The sequence below is a fragment of the Promicromonospora iranensis genome, assembly GCF_028994805.1.
Taxonomy (GTDB): Bacteria; Actinomycetota; Actinomycetes; order Actinomycetales; family Cellulomonadaceae; genus Promicromonospora; species Promicromonospora iranensis.
On sequence record NZ_JAJQQP010000017.1, the window covers coordinates 118,735 to 141,422 of the forward strand.

Consider the following 22,688-nt stretch of genomic DNA (forward strand, 5'->3'; position numbering starts at 1 on the left):
TTCTCTCCGATGGTCACATAGACCACTAGACGAGCGAGTGTCGGTGGTTGCGGTTACTGTGACCCGCAAGGCTCCGGCTGGTGGTGACTTCGGTCGTCGCCCAGGCGGACAGCACAAAGCCCGAGCGTTGGAGCGCTCGGGCCGAGTGCGACAACTCAACAACCGAAGACCGTGCTGTCGAGGCGTCAGGAGTTCTGCTAGGAACTCTGTCAGTCTCGCATGTCCGAACCGGCCCAGGGAACTGGGGTGGTTTACCAATGCTGTGAAGAACACCGCAGAGGTGGACGCACGGTCACCCGATTCTCCGAAGGAGAAGAAGTTAGTGACCGATGTTCCCGAGATCTACGTATCCCAGCTGACGCACTACATCGCGGCGAAGACCGCACCGGAAGCGGACCGCGCCATCGCGGGGATCCGTGACCAGCTCGCGCATGACTACGAGCACTGGAAGGACCACTGGAAGCCGGTCAAGGACGCTCTGTTCCGCGACCGGCGGGGCAGCCGTGACGGCCAGGAGCTGGCCGACATCGTCGACCGTGCGGCAGTGAACCGGCAGGCGTCCTATGCCGTGGCGGCCGCTCGGTGGGCCCAGCTCGCCGGGTGGTGGGAGGGGCTGGAGAGCGAGCGGCTCGGGACCCGGGCGGTGCAGGTCGGGGGGCTGAGCGTCAAGGTTCCCCGGCTGTGTGCTGAGCGGCACCCGGGCGGCGAGCTCGAGGTGCTGTACGTGCGGTTCAACCAGGACCGCCTGCCCCTGCACGTCGTGTACGGCGTGATGCGCATCGTCCAGCTGGCCCACCCCACCGCCGACATCACGTTCGTGGACGTGCACCAGCGCGCCACGCACAGCTCGCGCGGGCGTGACCTGAGCGTCTACGACGCCTGGATCACGCAGGCCGGCACCGACCTCGCGCAGTTGCTCATCAGCGGCCAGAGCCAGGCCACCGCCGCGTAGCAGCAGCACCCCGGGAGTGGTGATCTCGTCGTGGCCGGCTCCCCGTGCCAGCGAGATCGCCACTCCCGTTCTCGCGCCTGCCGACAAGCCACACAAGGTGGTCGATCGGGGCCTGTACGGCGCCGCACCGCGAGGATCGTGAGCTCCTCACGCGTCATGGCGCGAGCGTGTGAGGGCTGCCCCTGAGCGTGTGATTGTCGGCATCTTCGCGGAAAGTGCGCACCTACCGGAACGGGAAAACCCGCCGCGCGTCGCTGGCTCGCCTGCCCGGAGGCTTGCGATGGCATCGTGGACCAGCGCCAGCGCGCTGCGGGCACGTGCCTAGCGGGTGCTCCGGCCCGACGCGCACGAGCGCTGGCTCGGCCCCTGTCCGATTCCGTCCTGCCCCGGCGAGATCCGGCTCGGCGACGACCAGACCGCGACCGCGTGCGGCGTCTGCGGAGCGTTCGTCACCAAGGAGCAGCAGCAGGGCTACCTCACCGAGACGATGGACGAACGGCTCATGTCCGTCAGCGAGCTCGCCACCGCGCTCACCATCGTCACCGTCCTCCTCGTCAAGTACGAGACTATGCGGACCTGGGCCCGCAGCCGCAACGCCACCCGGCGGCTGGCGCTTGCCCGTCCGCCTCCACGAGCGCCACGACGACGGGACGCCCTGGCGATGCATCCCCCGGCTGACGCCCGGCACCGGACTGTACTCGTTCGCCGACGCTCTCACCCTCGTCGCCAGGCGCGAGACTCGGGTCCTGGTGGGAGGATCGGCAGCATGAGCATCAACCGGCAGGCCATCACCTACCTGGAAGCTCGACTCACCGAGGGCGAGGAGTTCGCCAAAGCGGCCGAGGCTGTCCCTCAAGAAGGCCAGCGGAGACGCGCGGCGGTCGACAAGAACTACATGACTCACTGGGGCCCCGCTCGCGTGCTTGCAGAGATCGAGGCACAGCGGCAGATCCTCAAGGAGTACAAGAAGTTCGACGAGGTGGCGAACGAGGCGGCGAGAGTCCCGGGTGGCGATGCCTCGCTCGTGGCCGCCTTGGCGGCTGGGCTGGAGTTGGCCGTTCGAATCCACCTCGCGGTTCACAGTGACCGCTCGGATTTCGGCTCGGATTGGCTCACGTAAACATCACACCCGCTTTCCTAAGGTAGGTGCGCGGCACACGCACCACATCCGGAGTACAGAGCCGGTCTTGGCCTCGGAGCGCAGTTGCGCAATCGGCCCAGAGGCAGCCCTGACGCCGGCGCCTCGGCGCCGGTTGGGTGCCTGGCCGCAGGTATGCCGGTCGGATAGCGTGCCGCCATGACCGAGACACCGGACATCCGCAGCGAAGAGACCAGTAGCGACACCCAGATCGTGCAGCTCATCCCCGCCAACGGATGGGTCGCCGTCTACAAAGACGACGACACCGAGCTTCGAGCGCCGCTGGTGGCCTGGGCACTACGGCGCGACGGCGAGGTCATTCCGCTGGACACCGACCCCGAGGGCGACGTCGGCGACCCCCGAAAGACCAGAAACTTCCACCGCGTCGAGCGGGTTACTGACAGGCACAACTAGGCTCTACGAAGCCGGCAGCGGCTCCAGCTTCTACGGGCCTCGCCAGGGCGGCGCCTACGGGAGGCTGCACGCCTGGCAATCGATCGCCGCGCTGACCAGTGCGCCAAATACGGCAACCCCCGACGACGTCGCCAACCTGGCCCGCGCCTGCCGATGGTTCGCCCTGGACACAGCCAGTAGCTGGTTCTCGGAGGTGTGGGAACCATCCGACGTCGCCCTGGCCTGCATCGGCCCCGAGCCGGAACGCGTGGCCGTCATCGCAGCGACCGACACTGACTGAAGCCACCCAGCAGCAGCTGCGGCGGCTCAGCCGCCCTCGGTCGCACAGTGATCAGCAGATGCATATTCATTTACTTAAAGAGTAGAACCGTGGCCAATCCATGCCACTTTCATTGTGCTTCCGGCGCGTTTCCCGTAGATATGTCTCATGGATGGGGTGCGGATACGGCCGGGGTGGTGGTTGATCGCAGGTAGCGTCGCGGCGGTCGCGGCGGGGATCTTCACGTTCGTTGACGACAGCGCTCCGTGGCTGGTTCTGCTTGCCTTCGCCACGGCGTGCGTCTCCCCCGCCGCACCGTTCGTGAGTCGTTGGTGGGAAGCGCGCCAGGCCCGAAGTGTGGCCCGCCAGGCTGTCATCGAGTCCTCCGCCCTGCTGCGCCAAGAAGGTGGGCCCTCCAGCTTGCTGGCTCCGGACCGGCAGGTCGTGCCGTTCCGGGGCAGGGCGGACGAGCTGGATGCGCTGGTCAGGTGGTGCGAAGGAGAAGGCTCACCGTTGCGTCTGGTCACCGGGCCTGGTGGGGTTGGCAAGAGTCGGCTTGCTGCCGAGCTCAAAGAACTGATGACTTCCGGTGGCTGGGAGTGTGTGGCCGTCGGCGAGGAACAGGAGCCGTCCATCTTGGGGCGAGTCCGCGGTGCCACGGACGATCCGGTTCTGCTGATCGTTGATTACGCCGACACTCGCCACGAGCTCGACGACCTTGTGCGGCAGGTCGCCGCTGACCCTGTCGGCGTGCGGGTCCTGCTCATCGCGCGCAGCGCTGGTGAATGGTGGCAACGGCTGAAGGCCGGCGGACCGCAGGTCCGGGATATGATCCATGGCGCGTACGACGGCGCCGACCTCCCGGTACGCGTCGATACCGCGGTGACCGACGAGCAGATCGTCGCCGACGCCGTCGCCGCGTTCGCCCGACAGCTGGACCTCCCGGTCCCTGACTTCGAGCTGCGCGGCCGCACACCCGCACCGGGCCGCATCCTTGACCTGCACGCCGCGAGCCTGGTCGCGGTCCTGGACGCACAAAGCGGCCACACCGGGAGTGGACCGCTGGCCGTGGACGTCTCCGACATCTTGGCCGACCTGCTTGAGCATGAGCAACGGCACTGGATCGGCACGGCCGACCTCGCCGGCCTCATGCACGGACCGGACGGTCTCACCGTCGAGCTCTTGCGCCAGATCGTCGCAGCCCTCTACGTCGCACCGCCCGCCGATGAACATGACATGCGCAGGCTCCTGGCCCGGGTCGACCCGAGTGCCGCCACGCCCAAAATCCTGCATTGGTTGCGCGACCTCTACCCGCCGCGCAACACGGAACACTGGATCGGGACCCTGCAACCGGACCGGATGGCCGAACTGCACCTCGTCAACGAGCTCAGCGCCTCGCCCGGCCTGGCCGCCGCCCTGCTCGACGATCTCGACGGCCGCAACGCCCGGCACGCTGTCGCCGTGCTCGCTCGGTCCGTCGCCGACCATTTCTCCGACCAGAAGATCCGCGCCCGTGCGCTGCGGCTCTTGGACCGGACGGTCTCCGCCCTACCTGACAGCCTCGAGCTCCTCCGGTCGGTCTCCGCAGTGATCCCCTACCCGTCCGAAGTGCTGACCCAGTCGGACCTCTCCCTGCTCAACCGGATCCTCGGCCTCATCGACCCGGCAGACGCCGCCGGACGAGCATGGGTGCTGCACGACATCGGCACGCGCCTGTACCACCTCGGGCGACGCGCCCAGGCGATCGAGCCCTTGACCGAAGCCATCCAGGAACGACGCGCCCTGACGGGCACAGACCCGATCAAACACGGATCCGAGCTGGCAGCGTCCCTGCGCTACCTCGGCGTCGTGCTGTCCGAACTCGGACGTGCGCACGACGCCTTGCCCCCGACCATGGAAGCCGTCGAGATCGAACAGCGACTGGTCCGTGCAGACCGCGACACCTACCTCCCGTACCTCGCCCGCATCCTGTGTGACCTCGGCACGCGCTACCACGAAGCCGGCTTGCCCGGTGAAGCGATCACGCCGCTGCAAGAGTCCGTCAGGATCAACGAGCAGCTCGCCAAGGTCGATCCCGAACGAACCAACCCTCATCTGGCGCGATCCCTGATGAACCTCGCGATCGCCCTCAACCTGATCGGTCGGCCCGCCGCTGCACTGCCACCAATCCGGAAGGCCGTCGAGATCCGCAGGGTTCTGGCGCGGGACAACCCTGACGGGGACCTCGTCTTCCTCGCCCGCGCCCTGACCGAGCTCAGCTCCTGTCTGGTGCTCAACGCCCGCCCCCAGGACGGCGCCGCGGCCGGACAGCAATCGGTGGACATCCGCCGGCAGCTCGCCGAGACGAACCCCGAACGCCACACCGCCGGCCTCGCCCTGTCCCTGCGCCAGACCGCAACGGCACTGCGCTTTGCCGGCAGCCAAGCCGAGGCCGCCCTCTACTACCGGGAGGCCATCACCATCGAACGTGGACTGGTCGCGACACATCCCGGGTCCGGGATGGCGACCGCTCTGGCTGAGTCACTCACTAGCTACGCTGCCATGCTGATCTCGCTCCAGCAACCATCGGCAGCGCTCCCCCTCGCTCACGAAGGAGAACGATTGATCGCCTGGCGGACGAGCGAGGCCAGCCCCGCGGCGCTGCGGCCCGCGGCACGTTCCCTCTCCAACGTCCTGACGAACATCGCCGACGTCTTGGACGCCAACGAGCAAACCAGCGAAGCACAAGCACACCGACGAGAAGCCACCGCCCTCCTCGGCGGCACCCTCTTCGAATCTCCCGCCACTGGCTTAGCAGACACACCACCCCGGCACGAGGAATGAACCGCATCCAACTGACCAAGGACACCGAAAAGCTCAAGAATACGCTTTTGGGAGTTGCACACGAGCAGGACGCCGGAACGCGTAGATCCAACGCAGCGGCACCGCACCATCCGAGTCGGAGCTAGGAGCGGTACAGGGGCAGGACGAAACAGACATGCCCCCGGTACATGCTTGCGGAGTGTGGCCAATCCAAATCCGTCGCAGCACCTGCCGACAAGCGCGACCCACCGCTCCGCCTACGGTTGCACTATGACCGTCTCCGTAGAGCAGCTCGCTGAACTCGACGCGATGTTCTTCAGGGCCGCAGGCCATTGGCCGGACCGTCCGAGACTGGATCCGGTGCTCGTCGCCAAGTCCAGAGAACTCGCTGAGGCGCTCCTCGAAACCAACCAGCCCTGATCACGTGTCGAACTGGCATTTCCGGCGCACGCGTCCAGCGGAGCATGCCCGTTGATAGGCCGGCTCGGCACGGCGGCCGGTGAGTGCGGTTCCGGTCTTTCGAGCCTCAGCGCCCAATGGAAAGCACACCTTGCTGGATCGTCACCGATTCTAGCGTCGCGCACGCGGACCCGCAGGCCAGAGCGTCCCACGGCCAGTGCAGAGCAGGAGTACGCCATCGCATCGACGACGCTCGGCCCGGCGTCCGGTGTCACTTATCGGTGCAGCAATCCCTTAGGCACCGCGATCGACGGTTAGCGGCCGCACGACCACACAGTCTGGGATGTGCTCAACCTCCTGCGTACGTGTGTGGGATGCACCGACCAGATCACGCCGTCCCGGCCGCGCCCCGAAGCCGTCGGGCGATCACGAAGTCATCCGCAAGAAGGCTGCCCCGAGCAGGAGAACGCGCATCGTCGAGCACAACGACTACGACCTCGGCCCCAGGATCAAGGGCGGCAGATCCGGTCTTCGTGTTGTCGATGAGTACGTCCGTCCCATCGGAGATGACTACGATCGCCCCCCAGGGCATTCGGCGATCCACTGTGGCCGTGTACTCCTGATGCAGACGAGCACTCATCGACCAGACACCCACCCTCTGTTCAAGGTGTGTTCACTGAAGCTACCGAGTCGGTCTACGGGAATCGCCCACTCGATCCGAGCGGCGCCCCCGGGTCCTTGCCAGTCATATCGGTAGGCGACGTCACTGAACTCATCGAGGAAGCCCGGGTGCATATCGTAGCGGACCATGCCGTCCGCGTAACCAGGCCTCCCGACGTAGTCGCCTGCGACGCTCCGTTCGCCGAAGTAAGCTGCGGCGTCACCATCTTGATGGTTGAGCGGGTTGGGCCCGCCCGCCAGTTCATCGGCCGCATTCGGCGCCTTCGGCGTGCGGTAGATCGAGATCGTCGGGACCTCGTCTGCTGCGTTCGCCTCGGCACGGAGAGCCGTCGAAACTCCCCCTGCCGTACGAGGGACGCGCAGAACCCCAACACCAACTGTTGCGATTTCCGGTCCCATGAATATCAGAGCGGCGACGTTCGTGCCAACTTCGACTTCCTCTGGGGTACTGGCGTTCTGCGCCGTCTCACTGAGATGGTGCGAAGCTGCATGGACCTTGCAGTTCTCCAACATCGTGGGGAACAGGCAGTTGAACACGAAGTTGTTGAAATGTTCGACGGGCCCCTGCGGATCACTTCCGAAGTCCGGGATGTAACCCTCGGACGTGGCTCCACTTGCAGCCGGATACACCCGCTGCAGGGCCGTCGCGCAGGACATCGTCCAGGGCATCGGCCGGGGTCTCGATGCGGTCCTCGGCGCTCTCCTTCATCCCGGGCAGCGCATGCATCCCGATCCCGACCAAGATCGTGCGACCGGGCCCTGTCCGGGCATGCACTTGCTCGGCGAGGGCGAACAGGCGCTCGGTGATCGCGGCCGGGGTGGTCAGGTGCTCGACGTCGCACCCGCCGGCGAAAGCCACATCCACCAGGGCACGTTTACCCGCCGCGGTCGACTTGTCTGTGGCGGTGGCGTCCAGAATCACGACTCGCGGCCGCGCCCCGCTGGACGCGTCGAGTTCTGCGGCGCCTGCGCCGGTGAGGATTGCGGACAAGGCCAGCCCGGTCAGGACCCCGAGTGCGTCGGTGGGCCCGTCGCCGACGACCATGACCCCGGCCCCCGGCTCGTGCGTGACGGGGATCGCGGTGGGGTCCTCGGTCACCGCGACCGGCAGCCCAGCCCAGGCAACTGCTGGCCCAGGCAGGCTGACGCTCGGGGTGCTCCCACGGGGTGCATTCGTGAAGGAGGTGTCACGCAGGGACGCGGTCAGGGCGGTGGGCAGGTGTGCGGGGTCTGCCAGGTGGAACACGCGCGGCGGTCGCATGCTGCTCCCACCGGCGCGTTCCCACAGCTGGCGTCGCAGGGCGGACAGGCGTTGGTGGTCGGCGTAGGCAATCTGCACCAGTTGGTTGTCCTCGAGGTGCCCGTAGTTCGTGTTCACGATCGCCTGCCCGGGGAACCGCAGGCCCGCCGCGGCGGTGTTCCCGTTGCCGAGCACGACCTGGGAGTCCGAGACAGTGGTCTTCAGGGCGATCCTCGTGGGGGACCTGCCCGAAGATCGCGTCGCGCTTCATCGTCAGCTTCGGCGTCCCGTCCAGGGTCTGCGTCGAGAACTCCAGGTGGATGCCGTAGGCCCGGCCGAGGCGGGCCAGTCGTTCCAGCAGGTTGATGGCTTCCTCGGCCCGGTCGTCGTCGCCGTCCAGGAGGACCTGGAACTCGTCCAGCACTGCCACGATCCGCGCGGGACGCGGCACTGCACCGAAACTCTCCTGGGGAAAGTCGGCCAGGTCGACGACGTCAGCGGCCTTGAACATCGCCGCGCGCCGGGCAAGCTCCTCGTTCAGGTGCCGCAGCACCGCGACGCCGAACATCCGGTCGGCGTGGATCCCGAGGACCTTCACGTGCGGCAGGAAGTACTCACGCCCGGCGGCGGGGCCCAGGCGGGCGAACTCGACGCCGTGCTTGAAGTCCAGCAGGTACAGCTCCAGGTCTGCTGGGGAGTACCGCACCGCCAGGCCATGGATCAGGGTGAGCAGGAAGTTGGACTTGCCCTGCCCGATCGCGCCGGCGACCAGGAGGTGCGGCAGGGGCGGGTTGCTGGTCCGCAACCGCACCACGACCGGGTCCTGGTCGGTGAACCCGACCACCGTTTCGAGCCCGTCGACGACCGATGACCACCACTGGTCAGGGGATGGGAGTGTGTCGTCGAACGCGAGGGTGGGCAGCTTCGCGTCCGACGTCCGGGCCAGGATCTGGCGGACGACGGCGGGAAGGTCGCTGATCGGGTCGTCAGGGGCTACGGGGGTGTCGAAGACATCGCTGACGAAGAGGCCGTCCGTACCGGCGACAATCCCGGTGAGGTGGTCGAGCAGGGCGTCCGGGTCCACACCAGGTGCTGGCTCAGCGGTCCAGTCGTAGGTCACCAGCAGGCTGATCCCACGCTGCGCACCCGTCGCAGCCAACCGGACCAGGTTGGTCTGCGCTGCCTGGTCTATCCCTCGCGGGTAGTCCAGCACCACCAGCAGGTGGTGCGGATCCGCGCCCCTCGAGCGTGCCTGGAGTTCCCGGAACGTCGCAGCACCGGCCTGAGCCATGCGATGCCCACGCGCCGCGGAGGTCTCCACCAGCCGGGTCAGAACCCGTCGCACATCGACGTCGTCATGCACTGCACGGCCCACAACCTGCGGGAACTGCGCCGTCACCCCACCCAGCACACCCAAGATCCCCGACACAGCCGGGTCCAGGCAGTCCACCCGCACCCCGAACGCCGGCGAGGCGGCCACGGTCCGCAGCACGGTTTGCTGCACAACCCGCAACGCCGCCCTCCGGTACGCACCCGCGACCGAGTCCCGGTGCGGTGCCTCGGCACCGGCACGTCTCGACGACGCCGTCGGCCCGTAAGGGGTCCCGGACTGGTGCCCTTCTCCGGAGTCGTGCCCGCCGTGCTCGGCCGGTCGGGGTTCATCCGGTGCGGGTGAGACCTCCTCTTCCGGCACGACGCACCAGCCCGCCGTTCCCAGCAACGGGACCACCACGGGTACCCCGGTCGTCGTCTCCCCCACCCGGACGTGTCCGGCCCAGCCTGCTCTCGCAATGAGATCCTGCTGGCCCCAGCCCGGGTCGGTCGGCGCGAGGCCGGCGGCGCCGGGTGCCAGGATCCGGGCGCTGTCGATCAGATGCTGCTCCATCGCGTCCACCGGTTCGTGCGCCCGAGCACCAGGTGAGTCGTCGTTCGCTCCTCCGCTCCCGCCGCTGGCGGTGTGGCGGGATCGGTGCGCCTCACGCAGGCGAACCTCCGCGGCTCGCTGGGCCTCGAGCACGACGGAGCAGCCGGCCAGAACGAGCTGCCGTGCGGCACCGGCAAGGCCACGGATACGTTCCTCGACCACCCGCACCGGCTCCGCCCTGCCCGATCCACCGCCCGGGTTGCCGCCCGCCATCGCCGTCCCCGGAACTTGCTGACTCACCAGTGCCGCCCCCGCGCCTGTCCTCGTCCCTGCATCACAACACCCCACTGGGGCCGCGCCGGCCCAACACTCCCATATCGCCTACCCGCCGTCGACGGAACACAGCGCAATCTCTCGCCGCGTTCAGCTCATGTGACAACGGCGGCCCGCCGTCCGTAGCAGGACGGCTCAGATGTCCTCGGCGCCGTCGTGGTGCTGGGTGACGGCGAGATCGCCGTGCTCGAGCGACAGGATGCGCCCCGTCAGCGAGGCGGTGCTCCCCACGGGCCGGTAGACATGAGCGGCACGCTGAGGCATGCCGTCCTGGCCCCAGGCTTCGATGTGGTCCACCAGTGTGAGTGCTGCCTGCTCGCCGCGTGGGCCGAACCCGACCGCGCCGAGCCGGGACCCACCCTCGGTGTCGCCGGCCGGCTCGAAGCACAGCACCGCGAACGACTCGCCGTCGACGTGCCCAAGCCGCATCCACCGCCAGTCGTCTTGCTCCAGTTGGTCGTGGTCCTCGAAGGTCAGGTCCACCAGGCCCGGCAATTCGTAGGCCAGGCGGGTGCGCAGGCCGACGAACAGGCCCGGCGGCGGCATCACCACACCCGACTGGACAAGGACCCGCTCACCAGGGAACGTCTCGGGCAAGCGGGACAGGTCGGTGCCCTGGTCCCACGAGCGGGCGACTGCCGCTGCCCCGTTCGGGCCGGTGATCCGTGCCGTGTCGGGATCGAGACCGGCAGTTCCCTGGATGTCGACGAACCCACAGACCAGCGACGACTCCCCGATCAGGAGGTCGCCCTCGTGGTGGAACGCGATCGACCAGCACTCCGAAGCATGGCGGGCACGCAGCGGGACGACCAGGACACCTCCGGGGGTCAGCTGTTCGAGCCAGGCCGGGGCGATGTCCCACACCCCGACCGTGACCACGATCGATCGAAGAGCCCCAGGCCCAGCGGCTCGGCGCCGTCGGCCTGGACGACCGTGACGCGGTCCGTGTACCCGGTGGTGTCCAGGGCGGCGCGAGCGGACTCCACGACGACGGGGTCGATGTCGACGGTCACGACCTGCCCGGTCGGGCCGACCAGCTCGGCAAGCAAGGCCGCGTTGTACCCGGCGCCGGCGCCGATCTCAAGGATCCGCATGCCGCGCTCGACGCGAGCCTGATGCAACATCCGAGCCACCAGCCTTATCTGCACCTGCCAGCGCGCGGTCCGACATCTGTGTTCTGGCTAGTGCCTAGGAGCTCTGATCGCCGACCTCATTAGTCGGTGCCATCGCCGATCCTCAGCACCACATCGCTGGGTGCTCAAGCCCTTTGGACGCGGCCCCCTTCGTCCCAGCCAGTTGCGCACAACATTGATGAGTGTCAACATAGAAGCCCATCGATACGCGAGGAGGTCGACGATGACTGCTCTTACCCCGCAGAGTGCTCGCGAGGTGGAATCCCACGCGATCAGCGTGGACGCGGCGACCACCGTAGCCACCACGCTCAAGGCCCTGGCTGAACCGTTGCGGCTGCGCATGCTCTCCGCCATCGCCACCAGCCCCGCCGGTGAAATCACCGTCGGCGAGCTCGCCTCTCTGACGGAGGTGTCTCAGCCCACGGTGTCCCACCACCTCAAGGTGATGCGCGACGTCGGCCTGCTCACCGCGGACCGGCGCGGCACCTCGGTCTGGTACCGCATCAAGCCGGCCTACCGCGGGGCCGTGAACACGCTGCTGGACCGGTTCGCGCCGGCAGCCGTCGACGTCTTGGAGACGCCGCACCTGGTCGGGCTGAAGAACGTGGACCCCGCCCTTGACCGGATGGCCGTGTCTCTGGCCGAGCGGTTCCCTGGGACGCCGCCGAACGAATGTGTCCGGGTAGTGCGCGAGTCGTACACCGCGCTCGTGCGCCGAGGCGGCACGGCCTCCCACCTGATCCCGTTGACGGAGCACTTCGCGCGGCAGCGGATCATCGACGCGCAGAAGGCGCACGCCCAAGAGTCCGGTGCGGCGGGTGCCAAACACGTGCCGCAGGTGCTGTTCGTGTGCGTTGCCAACGCCGGGCGGTCACAGCTTGCCGCTGCGCTGATGCGGCACTACGCGGGCGACCGCGTAGTGGTCCGCTCCGCCGGGTCGGCGCCTGCGGCTGACGTGCACGCAGGAGTGCGCGCGCTCCTGGAGGAACTGGGGGACTCTGCCGCAGCTGACGCAGTGGACGACGTGACCCGCTTCTACCCCAAGCCCCTGACCGACGACGCGGTCCGCGCCGCGGACGTGGTGGTGACCATGGGCTGCGGCGACGCATGCCCGGTACTGCCCGGCAAGCGGTACGAGGACTGGGTGGTGGGTGACCCCGCCCTGGCTTCCCCTGCCGGTGTGGCCGCGATTCGTGACGACCTGGACCAGCGGGTGCGCGCCCTCCTCACTGATCTCGTGCCTCAGACCGCCTGACCCGCCGCACAACCAACTTCTGCTCCACAAAAGCACCGCACAGAACTGGATAACCCTATGAGCGTCACCGAACCCACCGAGCCCGCCAAGCCGTCCGCCCTGTTTGTCTGCGTGCACAACGCGGGCCGCTCCCAGATGGCCGCGGGTTTCCTTCGCGCGCTGTCCGGCGGCGCTGTCGAGGTGCGCTCGGCCGGCTCCATGCCTGCTGAGATGATCAATCCCATCGCCGTGGAGGCCATGCTCGAGAAGGGCATCGACATCCGCGGCGAGAAGCCCAAGGTTCTGAGCAACGAGGCCGTCGAGGCGTCTGACGCCGTGATCACGATGGGCTGCGGCGACGCGTGCCCCTACTACCCCGGCAAGAACTATCAGGACTGGGAGCTCAGCGATCCCGCGGGCCAGGGCATCGAGGCCGTTCGACCCATCCGCGACGAGATCGAGCGGCGGGTGCGTGGACTGCTCACCGAGCTCGGCGTTCAGCCCGTCTCGTAGGGGAACACGTGGCGACGCCGATGGTCATTGAATTGATCGTGATGGATCAAACGGTAGGCTCGCCGCATGAGCGAGTGGGTTGCCCGGGACAGCGGTCAGCGCGGGGCGGTAGAGCAGGAGCCGCACCCTGCGCTGCGCTCGACCTTGAGCCGCGGGCAGGCCGAGGACACAGCGGCGGTGCTGCGGGTCGTGTCCGACCCGACACGGCTGCAGATTCTCTCTTTGATCCATCACAGCGACGAGCGGCGCATCCGGGTGGTCGACCTCACGCGTGCGCTCGGCCTGCGCCAGCCGACGGTCTCGTACCACCTGAAGGTGATGAACGAGGCGGGCATCGTCTCGCGCGACCCGGTGGGCCGGGAAGCTTGGTACGCGATCGTGCCGCAGCGCCTGGGCATGATTGCAGACCTGCTGCGCTGACCGCTCCTCCTCGACAGAGCGACAGGACGGACGTCCGGTGACCGATCTTCGCCTGCTCGCCGCCCAGGCGGCGGCCATGGCCGATCCGGACAGGCTCCGGCTCCTCGCTCTGGTCCTGACCGATCCGTCGAGCCAGCCGACGGCGGCGTACTTGGCAGGCTCGTTCGGTGACCAGGTTGCGATCGTCAGGCACCTGGAAGCGATGGCGGACGTGTGGCTCCTGGCCCGCGTCGGTGACCCGCACACGCCGGGCTACCGCCCCACCGCGGACGCGATCGTCAGGTTCGGCGGCGCCGCGATCGGCGCTGCGCCCTACCGCGACGGGCCAGTCGTGGACGCCGGCAACCACAAGCAGCTGATGGACCGTGTGGTGGACGAGCTCACCGACAGGTTTTCCGAGACGTTCGGCCGCGAGACCGTCGAGCGGTTCGTCCGGGAGAGCTACGGCCTGCTCGCCGACCGGGCATCCGTGCAGCGCTACCTGCCCGCCCTGACCGCGCGGTTCGCAACGGACCGGCTGGCGGCCCTGGCGGCGCCGTTCAACGGCGTCGACGCCTCGGGTAGCAAGACCATCAGTGACGTCCTGTTCGTGTGCGTGCACAACTCGGGTCGTTCACAGATCGCCGCCGCTGCGTTGCGGTCCCTGGTCGGGAACAGGGTGCGGGTGCGCACGGCAGGCTCCACGCCGGCCGGCATGCTCGACCCGGGAGTCCGGGACGAGCTGGCCCGTCGTGGCATGGACCGGCTGGCGGAGATTCCGCGGCCTCTGACGGAGGAGGTCGTGCGGGCCTCCAGCATGGTCGTGACGATGGGCTGCGGGGACGCGTGCCCTGTGTTACCTGGCCGACGCTACGTGGACTGGCCCGTGGAGGACCCCGCGGGGCGGTCGCCGGACGATGTGCGACGCATCGCGGACGAGATCATCGACCGGGTGCACGTGCTGCTCGCCGAGATCGACGCGGGCCCTGATTGATAGGTGTGCGTCTATCAATCGCCGGACACGGCAACGGTCATGAGGGGTGTGGAGTCCAGCCTGTAGCCGATGCCTCGTACGGTGTGCAGGGCGCCGGCTGCGCCGAAGGGGTCGAGCTTGCGGCGCAGCCGGGAGATGACGGAGATGAGCGCGGCGTTCGGGTCCGACGAGGTCGGCCAGAACCGCCGTTGCAGTGCCTCGCGCTCGACCACGTGGTCGTGCTGGGACGCGAGCTCGTAGAGGGCTTCGAACTCCAGCGTGGCCAGGTCGATCCCCTGGTTGCCGAACTGCGCGTCGTACCCTGTTACGTCCAGCCGGAGGTGGCCCACCTCGACGGTGGGCAGCCGGACCGGCCCTTGACGCACCTCGCGCACGGCGGACTCCAAGGCTGCCGGCCCGTAGGGCCTGGTCAGCATGGGACGTGCACCGGCCAGGACCGCGGGGCCGATGATGTCGGTCTCCCCTGGGCCGTGGGCCACCAGCACGGCCACGCCGAGCTCCTCGTAGGCAACTTCGACCACCGCCAGGAGCGTGTCGCTGCCCAGCTGCGCGGACAGGACCAGCGCGTCCACGCCCCCTGCCCCGACACGCGCGAGGCCGCGCAGCACATCCCGGTAGACGAGCAGGCTCACGCCCCGCTCGCGCAGGCGCGAGGTGAGCCAGCGCTCCCGGTCCAGGGCGGCATCCACCAGGACGACGGTGTGCGTACCGCGGCGCACGTCGTCGCCCCGTCCACGTGCCTTGCGGGTGCCGACGCTGGGCGCTGCGGAGGTGCTGGTTGCCATGACGCTCCTTGGTGTGCGGGCGTCAGCCGAAGCGGCCGCTGATGTAACCCTCGGTACGCGAGTCCGCGGGGCTCTCGAAGATCTTGGTCGTCTTGTCGTACTCGACCAGCTCACCGTGCCGTTCCCCAGTCACCGGGTCGATGGCGGCGGTGAAGAAGGCCGTGCGGTCCGCGACGCGGGCGGCCTGCTGCATGTTGTGGGTGACGATGATGATCGTGTACTGGTCACGCAGCTCGGCCATGAGCTCTTCGATCCGGAGCGTCGCGATCGGGTCCAGGGAGGCGCACGGCTCGTCCATGAGGATCACGTCCGGCTGCACCGCGATGGTCCGCGCGATGCACAGGCGCTGCTGCTGGCCGCCGGACAGGCCGTAGGCGGACTGCCTGAGCTTGTCCTTGACCTCGTCCCACAGGGCGGCCTTGGTCAGGGCCTGCTCGACGTAGTCGTCCATGCTGCCGACCTGCATGCCGGTGACGCGCGGCCCGTAGGCGATGTTGTCGTAGATCGACTTGGGGAACGGGTTGGGCTTTTGGAAGACCATCCCGATCCGGCGGCGCACCTCGATCGGGTCGATACCCGGGGCGTACATGTCCTGACCCCAGTACCGGATCGGGCCTTCCACCCGTGCTCCCGTGATGAGGTCGTTCATCCGGTTGAGCGACCGCAGGATGGTCGACTTGCCGCAGCCGGAGGGTCCGATGAGCGCGGTGATCTCGTTGTGCCCGAGGTCCAGGGAGACGTTCCGCACCGCGAGGTAGTCGCCGTAGTAGACGCTCACGTCGTCCACCTCCAGGACGGTCCGCTCCGGGTGGTCTGGGACCTCGCGCGTGGCCTGCTGGTGGTGCTGCAGCTCCGTCTCGATGGCGTCGCGGACTTGTGGCATGGGTTCAGGCATGGGTTCACCAGCGCTTCTGGTAGCGGTTGCGGATGTAGATGGCGGCGCCGTTCATGAGCAGCACGAGGCCCATGAGGAGCATGGAGGCGCCTGCGGCCAGCGTGTGGAACTCGGCCTGCGGCTGCGCGGTCCAGCTGAAGATCTGGATCGGCATGGTGGTGAACTGGCTGAGCAGGCCGTTCGGGTCGAACCGGAGGAACACGAGCCCGCCGAGCAGGAGCAGCGGCGCAGCCTCGCCGAGCGCGCGGGACAGGCCCAGGATGGTGCCGGTCGCGATGCCGGGCATGGCGGCGGGCAACGTGATGCGCCAGGTCGTCTGCAGCGGCGTGGCCCCGACCGCCAGAGACCCGTCGCGCAGCTCTCGCGGGACGGCCCGGACGGCCTCGCGGGTGGAGATGATGATGACGGGCAGGATCAGCATCGCCAGCGCGATGGCGCCGCCGATCACGATGTTCTTCTGCTGCACCCCGACCAGCGCGAGGGTGCCCAGGGCGAGCATGCCGTAGATGATCGCGGGCACGGCGGACAGGTTGGAGATGTTGATCTCGATCAGCCGGTTCCACCAGCGCTTACGATCGGCGAACTCCTCGAGGTGCACCGCGGCGGCGACGCCGAGCGGTACGGCCAGCACCGCCGTCGTGCCGATCACCCAGAGCGACCCGAGGATCGCCGGGCGGGCACCTGCCTCCTCGGCGCGCGAGGAGGGGTAGCCGGTGAACAGCCGGCCGTCGAGCCGGGTCAGCCCGTCCGCGAACGTGTCGATCAGGAGGACGGCGAGCGTGACGAAACCGATCAGCAGGCTCAGCCACAGCAAAATCATGAACAGCACCGACTGCGGGGTCTGTTCCCTGCTGCGGCCCGACGTCGACAGGACCGCGCGGCGGGCGTCGGCCCCCGAGGTCGCGGGTGTGTAGGTGGACATCAGTACTCCTGCCGGAAGCGGCGGACGAGCTCGATCGCGATCAGGTTCACGACCAGGGTGAGGAGGAAGAGCAATAGGCCCACGACGAACAGGGTGTTGTACTCGAGAGAGCCGACCCGCGAGTCGCCAAGCGCCGCGTTGGCGATGAAGGTCGTCATCGTCGCGCCTTGCTGGAGCGGGTTGCTGACCATCTGCACCATCTGGCCGCCGGCGATCGTGACGATCATGGTCTCCCCCACGGCGCGGGAGATGCCGAGCACGACCGCCGCCACGACACCGGAGAACGCCGCGGGGAACACGACGCGCAGCGAGGTCTGCATCCGGTTCGCGCCCAGCGCGGCCGAGCCCTGCCGCAGCGCGTTCGGCACCGCGGACATCGCGTCCTCGGAGACGGATGCGATGGTTGGGATGATCATGACGCCCATGACCATGCCCGCCGACAGCAGGCTGAACGGCCCTACCTCGATGCCGAGGTCCTGGAGGAACGGGGTGAACCAGAGCAGGGCGAAGTAGCCGAACACGACGGTCGGCACGCCCGCGAGCAGCTCAAGGATCGGCTTGAGGATGCGGCGCAGCCGTTCGGGCGCGTACTCGGAGAGGTAGATAGCCGAGCCCAGGCCGCAGGGGACCGCGACAGCCAGGGCCACCAGGGCGGTCCACGCAGTCGCGGTGATGAGCGGCAGCACGCCGTAGGAGGCGTCCGCGAAGCGCGGGGTCCAGCGGGTGCCGGTCAGGAACTCGAAGATCGGGACCTGCTCGAAGAAGGTAAGCGCGGGAACCAGCAGCGCGATCACGATGCCGGCGGTGATGACGACGCTGAGCATCGCGGCACCGGCGAGCAGCCCGCGGGCGATCAGCTCGCCCGGTCGGCGCCTGCCGCGCAGGTCGGACGACCGGGGCGGCCCGGCCGGGAACGTGCCGAAGGAGGCACCGGAGGCCGGCCCGGACGGCGGGCCGACCGACCGGCCGGGCGCGACGGCCCGACCGGTCGGTGCGGAAGAGACTGAGCTCACGCCTCAGCCCTTCAGGCTGTCCAGCTCGGTACGGGCGGTGCCAGCCTGCTCCTCGGTGAGACCGATGAACAGGGCCTCCTCGGCGATCGACGCCTCGTTCTCCAGGTAGAAGTCGACGAAGGTCTGCAGCGCCTCGTTGTCGGCGTAGCTGGCGTTGTTCACGTAGATGAACAGGGGCCGGCCCAGCGGCGTGTAGGTCCCGTCCTGGACCGTCTCGGAGGACGGGGTCACGCAGCCGTCGCCGCCGTCGATGTCGAGGATCTTGACCGCGTCCGGGTTCTCCTCGGCGTAGGAGAGGCCGAAGTAGCCCAGCGCGCCCGGCGAACCCTGCACACCCTGGACCGTGACGTTGTCGTCCTCGGTGGGGGTGTAGTCGGCGCGAGTGGCGCCCTCCTCACCGTTGATGGCCTCGGTGAAGTAGTCGAAGGTGCCGGAGTCGGTGCCTGCGCCATACAGGTCCAGCGGCTCGTCGGGGAAGGACGGGTCGACGTCCTTCCAGCTCATGACCTCGCCCTCGGCCTCAGGGGCCCAGATCGTGTTGAGCTGCTCGACCGTGAGGCACTGCGCCCAGTCGTTCTCAGGGTTCACGACGACGGACAGGCCGTCGTTCGCGATGACGATCTCGGTGTACTCGGTGCCGGCCTCGTCACAGGCGGCAATCTCCTCGTCCTTGATCGGACGGGAGGCGTTGGAGATGTCGGTCTCACCGGCGCAGAACGCCTTGAAGCCGCCTCCGGTACCGGAGGTGGCGACCGTGACCTGGACATCCGGCTCAACCTCGGCGAACTGCGTCGCGGCGGCCGAGGTCAGGGGGGCGACCGTGGAGGAGCCGTCGACGGCGATGGTGCCGGACAGGCCGCCGTCGCCGGCCGCCTGCTGACCGCCGCCGCAGGCGGCGAGGGAGAGCGCGAGGCCGGCGGCGCCGACCGCCGCTGCAGTGCGCTGGGGGAAGTTCATCACCTATGGGATCCCGTCTTGTGGAGGCGAGATGTTCCCGCCTACATCGTCTGTCGGACAAGATTGATAGAACGGGGTCTATGTGAATGCAGGGTGAACGGCCACCTAACCCGTCGTGATCAATCAATCACGATCGATGCTTCCGGGTTGGTCGGAGGGTGAAGTCAGGCGGGACCGGTCAGCCCACGCAGGTCGGGCGCAGCCGCGGGGCATCCTCGACGGAGCCGATTCCGGTGAGGGCTTCCAGCATTGCCGCGAACGCGTCGGACGTCAGGCGGTACCAGGTGAACCTTCCCTCTGCCTCGCCGGCGACCACCCCCGCGTCACGCAGCTGGCGCAGATGGTGGCTGACGGTCGTCTGCTTCGCGCCCGTGAGGTCTACCAGGTGGCAGGTGCACAGTTGCTCCTCGGTGAGCGCGAGCACGATCTGCAGGCGGAGCGGGTCGCTGAGCAGCGCGAACTGCGCTGCGAGCTCGGCGGTCGGCGGTCGGACTGCGCTTGGCATGCACCGATGCTATACATCAGCGCCGGTTGATATCAACGAGTATCGATGTAATGCTTTCGCCCGGCAGCCCGTCAGGCGGCCGCACCCTAGCCTGCCCGATGCGCGGAGAACTCATGCTGCTCGCCCTGATCATCTTCCTGGTCACGCTCACGTTCGTGATCTGGCAACCACGCGGGCTCGGCATCGGCTGGAGCGCGCTGGCCGGTGCAGGCGTCGCGCTGCTCACCGGCGTGGTGCACCTGAGCGACGTCCCCGACGTGTGGGCGCTGGTGTGGAACGCGACCCTCACCTTCGTCGCCGTGATCCTCATCTCGCTCGTGCTCGACGAGGCCGGCACCTTCGAATGGTCAGCACTGCACGTCGCACGCTGGGGCAAGGGCAACGGCCGACGCCTGTTCACCCTCATCGTGATCCTCGGCGCAGCGATCGCCGCGGTGTTCGCCAACGACGGCGCCGCGCTGATCCTGACCCCGATCGTCTTCCAGATGATGCTCGCCCTGAAGTTCAGCCCGGCCGCGTCGTTCGCGTTCATCATGGCCACCGGGTTCGTCGCGGACACCACCAGCCTGCCGCTCGTGGTGTCGAACCTGGTCAACATCGTCTCGGCCGACTTCTTCGGCATCGGCTTCGCCCGCTACGCGCTCGTGATGATCCCGGTCTCGCTGGTCTCGCTCGCCGCGACCCTGGGCGTGCTACGGCTCTTCTTCCGCAAGTCCATCCCTGACCGCTACGACGTGACGGAGCTCGGGCGTCCAGAGGACGCCGTCCGCGACCGCCTGACCTTCCGTGCGGGCTGGGTGGTGCTGGCCGTGCTGCTCGTCGGCTACTTCGTTGCCGAGCCGCTGAACGTGCCGCTGTCCGCCGTCGCCTCCGTCGCGGCTCTGGCGATCATCGTGGTCGCGGCCCGCCGCCCGGCTTTCCTCTTCCGCGGCGTCACCCGGCGGCGAGAGCCTGTCAGCGCCGGGAGCCCGGCGCCCGTCAGCCGTGGGCCCATCGCGGTGTGGCCGGTCGTGCGGTCCGCGCCCTGGCAGGTCGTGATCTTCTCCCTCGGCATGTACCTGGTCGTGTACGGGCTGCGGAACGCCGGGCTCACCGACACCCTGGGTGAGGTCTTCGCCGCGATGGCCGGTCAGGGCACCCTCGCCGCCGGCGTCGGCACCGGCTTCCTCGTGGCCGGCATGTCATCGGTCATGAACAACATGCCCACGGTGCTGGTCGCAGCCCTTGGCATCGACGCGGCCGGCGCGAGCGGCGTCGTCCAGGAGATCATGATCTACGCCAACGTCATCGGCGCGGACCTGGGCCCGAAGATCACGCCGATCGGATCGTTGGCGACGCTGCTGTGGCTGCACGTGCTCGACCGCAAGGGAATGCACATCGGCTGGGGCCAGTACTTCCGCATCGGGATCATCCTGACCCTCCCCGTCCTGGCCGTGACGCTGCTGGGCCTGGTTGCCTGGCTGACCGTCCTGCACTGACCTCCGGCGGCGGGTATACGCTCCCGGCCATGCCGTCATCGACGCGATCGCGCCGACCGCACTTCGTCGTCTGTGGCGGGGGTGCGCTCGCGTACCGGGTCACCTTCGCACTCAGCACCCGGTACCAGGGCGACGTCACGGTCATCCTGCCCGACGCGGCGAGCGAGCACGCCGCCAAGATGAGCGCACTCGACGACGTCCGGATCGTGGTGTCCGCCCGGCCGGACACCACCACCCTCGAGCACGCCTCGATCGGGACAGCTTCCGCGGTCGCCCTGCTCGATCAGGACGACGCCGGAAACATCGAGACCGCGCTGCTGGTCCACGAGCTCCGTCCGGGCCTGCGGATCGTCGTGCGCTTCTTCGACGACAAGCTCGGTAGCGGCGTCGCGCGGCACCTGCCCAACTGCGACGTGTTGTCGGCGTCCAAGATCGCCGCACCGCAGCTGGTCTCCCTCGCCCTGGACGAGGCAAGGCATCTCGATGTGCCGGGCCTGGATCTCGTCGTCGCCGAGTCCGGACAGCAGGCAGGCAAGGAGCTCGCCGTCCTGACTGCCGTCGACGAGCACGACGACGCCGTGATGCTCCCGAGCCCCGGCACGCCGCAGATCGCGCCGCAGGTCGTCCTCGCCCACCCGGTGCGCGATCCTGCACCTGCCGGCACGACCTACCGGTCGAACGGAAAGCTGTGGCATTACATCAGGTCCAACCTGAACCGGTACGTCTGGTACGCAGTGGCAGCTCTCACGCTCATCACGCTGGCCGGTGCCACTCTTCTCGTCGCGGCCCAGGGTGCCCCTGAATGGGGCACCGCGCTGTACCACGTGGTCCTGCACCTCCTGGTCGGGGCGGACCCAGACACCGGCACACCACTCCTGGCTCGCCTGGTCCAGGTGGTCCTCACCGTGGTGAGCGTCGCCGTGATCCCGCTCTTGACGGCGACCCTGGTCGACGCCGTCGTGCGCGCGCGCCTCGCGGCAGCGGTTTCCGGACCGGGTACGACGATGACCGGGCACGTCGTCGTGGTGGGGATGGGTGACGTCGGCACACGGGTGCTCACGACCCTCCTGGAACGTGGCATCACCGCCGTCGCCATCGACACGAACGACAAGGCGCGCGGCATCCAGTTCGCCCGCACCCACGGCGTGCCCGTCGTCATCGGCGACGGCAGGCAGCCCGACGTGCTCGCAGCGGCCCAGGCCGCCAGCTCCCGTGCGATCCTGGCGGTGACCAGCGACGACCTCGCCAACATCGGCATCACCATCGCCACCGACGCGATCGACCGTGCACCGGATGCCGCCCCGCTGCGCCGGGTACTGCGGCTCTTCGACGAGGACTTCGCCCGACGCATCCAGGGACTCATCCCGGGCTCGGCACCGCGCAGCGCGTCACAGCTGGCGGCACCGGCCTTCGCCGCTTCGGTCACGGGACCGGACGCGCACGACACCGTCGCGTTCCGCAACCGGGTGCTGCTGATCGCCGAGGTGCCCATGCGTGCGCACGCCGCTCTCGAGCACCGCCCCGCTCGTGAGGTGGACGTACCCGGTGAGGTCCGGCTCATCGCCCTCCGGCTCCCGCACCGCAGCCCCGGAGCCGACGTCGTCCTCAACCCCACGCCGGGATTCCCCCTCCAGCACAACTACCGACTCATCGTCGTCGCGACCCGCAGCGGCCTGGAGCGGTTGCGTGCGCGAACAGCACACCCTCAGGGGGCAGCACCTGGGGACGACCTCGGACCAGAAACATAGACCAGCATTTATGCATTTGTCGTTCACTGC

At 68.4% G+C, this 22,688-nt stretch carries 23 protein-coding genes; 12 read left to right on the top strand and 11 right to left on the bottom strand.

Translation table 11 applies throughout. The features are described from left to right. Positions 1–322: 322 nt before the first annotated feature. From LUM46_RS24505 to LUM46_RS24525, 6 genes are all read left to right on the top strand, one after another. Complete coding sequence (locus tag LUM46_RS24505) at positions 323–952, top strand: hypothetical protein (RefSeq protein ID WP_274997700.1); 630 nt, start codon at positions 323–325, stop codon at positions 950–952. Positions 953–1,280: 328 nt separating this feature from the next. Further along, complete coding sequence (locus LUM46_RS24510; RefSeq protein WP_274997701.1) at positions 1,281–2,072, top strand: DUF6221 family protein; 792 nt, start codon at positions 1,281–1,283, stop codon at positions 2,070–2,072. 177 nt (positions 2,073–2,249) lie between these two features. Next, the gene (locus tag LUM46_RS24515; RefSeq protein ID WP_274997702.1) at positions 2,250–2,504 is read left to right on the top strand and encodes a hypothetical protein; all 255 of its coding nucleotides are present in this window, start codon (positions 2,250–2,252) and stop codon (positions 2,502–2,504) included. Then, positions 2,488–2,784 (top strand): DUF6183 family protein, encoded by a 297-nt coding sequence (locus LUM46_RS26760; protein WP_374726997.1) that lies wholly within the window; start codon positions 2,488–2,490, stop codon positions 2,782–2,784. Before LUM46_RS24515 ends, LUM46_RS26760 begins: the two co-directional genes overlap by 17 nt. A gap of 180 nt (positions 2,785–2,964) precedes the next feature. Next, entirely contained in the window at positions 2,965–5,586 is a 2,622-nt protein-coding gene (locus tag LUM46_RS24520) for a tetratricopeptide repeat protein (RefSeq protein ID WP_274997703.1), read from the top strand. A gap of 249 nt (positions 5,587–5,835) precedes the next feature. Beyond that, positions 5,836–5,985: a hypothetical protein gene (locus LUM46_RS24525; RefSeq protein ID WP_274997704.1), complete on the top strand. Its 150-nt coding sequence runs from the start codon at positions 5,836–5,838 to the stop codon at positions 5,983–5,985. 615 nt (positions 5,986–6,600) lie between these two features. Here the strand turns inward: LUM46_RS24525 and LUM46_RS24530 are convergent. The 5 genes from LUM46_RS24530 to LUM46_RS24550 all read right to left on the bottom strand — a co-directional run bounded on the left by LUM46_RS24530 (position 6,601) and on the right by LUM46_RS24550 (position 11,230). Continuing rightward, a complete protein-coding gene (locus LUM46_RS24530) occupies positions 6,601–7,314 on the bottom strand; it encodes a hypothetical protein (RefSeq protein WP_274997705.1) in 714 nt (237 codons plus the stop codon). Continuing rightward, positions 7,217–7,744, bottom strand: a complete 528-nt coding sequence (locus tag LUM46_RS24535; protein WP_274997706.1) for a hypothetical protein — start codon at positions 7,742–7,744, stop codon at positions 7,217–7,219. The genes LUM46_RS24530 and LUM46_RS24535 overlap by 98 nt, the downstream gene beginning before the upstream one ends. Before the next feature lie 88 nt (positions 7,745–7,832). Further along, entirely contained in the window at positions 7,833–10,049 is a 2,217-nt protein-coding gene (locus LUM46_RS24540) for an FtsK/SpoIIIE domain-containing protein (RefSeq protein ID WP_274997707.1), read from the bottom strand. Between the two features lie 168 nt (positions 10,050–10,217). Next, positions 10,218–10,961, bottom strand: coding sequence for a class I SAM-dependent methyltransferase (locus tag LUM46_RS24545; RefSeq protein WP_274997708.1), 744 nt, complete (start codon positions 10,959–10,961; stop codon positions 10,218–10,220). Beyond that, positions 10,910–11,230, bottom strand: a complete 321-nt coding sequence (locus LUM46_RS24550) for a methyltransferase domain-containing protein (protein WP_310242927.1) — start codon at positions 11,228–11,230, stop codon at positions 10,910–10,912. Before LUM46_RS24550 ends, LUM46_RS24545 begins: the two co-directional genes overlap by 52 nt. Before the next feature lie 208 nt (positions 11,231–11,438). On the opposite strand from LUM46_RS24550, the gene LUM46_RS24555 reads away from it, so the two are divergent. From LUM46_RS24555 to LUM46_RS24570, 4 genes are all read left to right on the top strand, one after another. Next, the gene (locus tag LUM46_RS24555) at positions 11,439–12,470 is read left to right on the top strand and encodes a metalloregulator ArsR/SmtB family transcription factor (protein ID WP_274997710.1); all 1,032 of its coding nucleotides are present in this window, start codon (positions 11,439–11,441) and stop codon (positions 12,468–12,470) included. 57 nt (positions 12,471–12,527) lie between these two features. Beyond that, on the top strand, positions 12,528–12,962 hold the full coding sequence (locus LUM46_RS24560) for an arsenate reductase ArsC (protein WP_274997711.1): 435 nt from the start codon (positions 12,528–12,530) through the stop codon (positions 12,960–12,962). A gap of 66 nt (positions 12,963–13,028) precedes the next feature. Next, positions 13,029–13,382, top strand: coding sequence for an ArsR/SmtB family transcription factor (locus LUM46_RS24565; protein ID WP_274997712.1), 354 nt, complete (start codon positions 13,029–13,031; stop codon positions 13,380–13,382). 37 nt (positions 13,383–13,419) lie between these two features. Continuing rightward, positions 13,420–14,355, top strand: coding sequence for an arsenate-mycothiol transferase ArsC (locus LUM46_RS24570; RefSeq protein ID WP_274997713.1), 936 nt, complete (start codon positions 13,420–13,422; stop codon positions 14,353–14,355). 14 nt (positions 14,356–14,369) lie between these two features. Here LUM46_RS24570 and LUM46_RS24575 read toward each other — a convergent pair whose 3' ends face one another. The 6 genes from LUM46_RS24575 to LUM46_RS24600 all read right to left on the bottom strand — a co-directional run bounded on the left by LUM46_RS24575 (position 14,370) and on the right by LUM46_RS24600 (position 19,432). After that, positions 14,370–15,140 (bottom strand): winged helix-turn-helix domain-containing protein, encoded by a 771-nt coding sequence (locus LUM46_RS24575; protein WP_274997714.1) that lies wholly within the window; start codon positions 15,138–15,140, stop codon positions 14,370–14,372. Positions 15,141–15,162: 22 nt separating this feature from the next. Next, on the bottom strand, positions 15,163–15,933 hold the full coding sequence (gene pstB, locus LUM46_RS24580) for a phosphate ABC transporter ATP-binding protein PstB (RefSeq protein WP_274997742.1): 771 nt from the start codon (positions 15,931–15,933) through the stop codon (positions 15,163–15,165). Between the two features lie 106 nt (positions 15,934–16,039). Next, complete coding sequence (gene pstA / locus LUM46_RS24585) at positions 16,040–16,957, bottom strand: phosphate ABC transporter permease PstA (protein ID WP_274997715.1); 918 nt, start codon at positions 16,955–16,957, stop codon at positions 16,040–16,042. After that, entirely contained in the window at positions 16,957–17,970 is a 1,014-nt protein-coding gene (gene pstC, locus LUM46_RS24590) for a phosphate ABC transporter permease subunit PstC (protein ID WP_274997716.1), read from the bottom strand. Before pstC ends, pstA begins: the two co-directional genes overlap by 1 nt. Positions 17,971–17,973: 3 nt before the next feature. Further along, positions 17,974–18,927, bottom strand: a complete 954-nt coding sequence (locus tag LUM46_RS24595; protein ID WP_274997717.1) for a PstS family phosphate ABC transporter substrate-binding protein — start codon at positions 18,925–18,927, stop codon at positions 17,974–17,976. A 178-nt stretch (positions 18,928–19,105) separates the two neighbouring features. Then, positions 19,106–19,432 (bottom strand): ArsR/SmtB family transcription factor, encoded by a 327-nt coding sequence (locus LUM46_RS24600; RefSeq protein WP_274997718.1) that lies wholly within the window; start codon positions 19,430–19,432, stop codon positions 19,106–19,108. Positions 19,433–19,530: 98 nt separating this feature from the next. Between LUM46_RS24600 and LUM46_RS24605 the strand changes: the two genes are divergently transcribed. Together LUM46_RS24605 and LUM46_RS24610 are read left to right on the top strand one after the other, a co-directional pair. Continuing rightward, on the top strand, positions 19,531–20,910 hold the full coding sequence (locus tag LUM46_RS24605; protein ID WP_274997719.1) for an arsenic transporter: 1,380 nt from the start codon (positions 19,531–19,533) through the stop codon (positions 20,908–20,910). A gap of 29 nt (positions 20,911–20,939) precedes the next feature. Next, positions 20,940–22,658: an NAD-binding protein gene (locus tag LUM46_RS24610; protein ID WP_274997720.1), complete on the top strand. Its 1,719-nt coding sequence runs from the start codon at positions 20,940–20,942 to the stop codon at positions 22,656–22,658. The last annotated feature ends 30 nt before the right edge of the window (positions 22,659–22,688 follow it).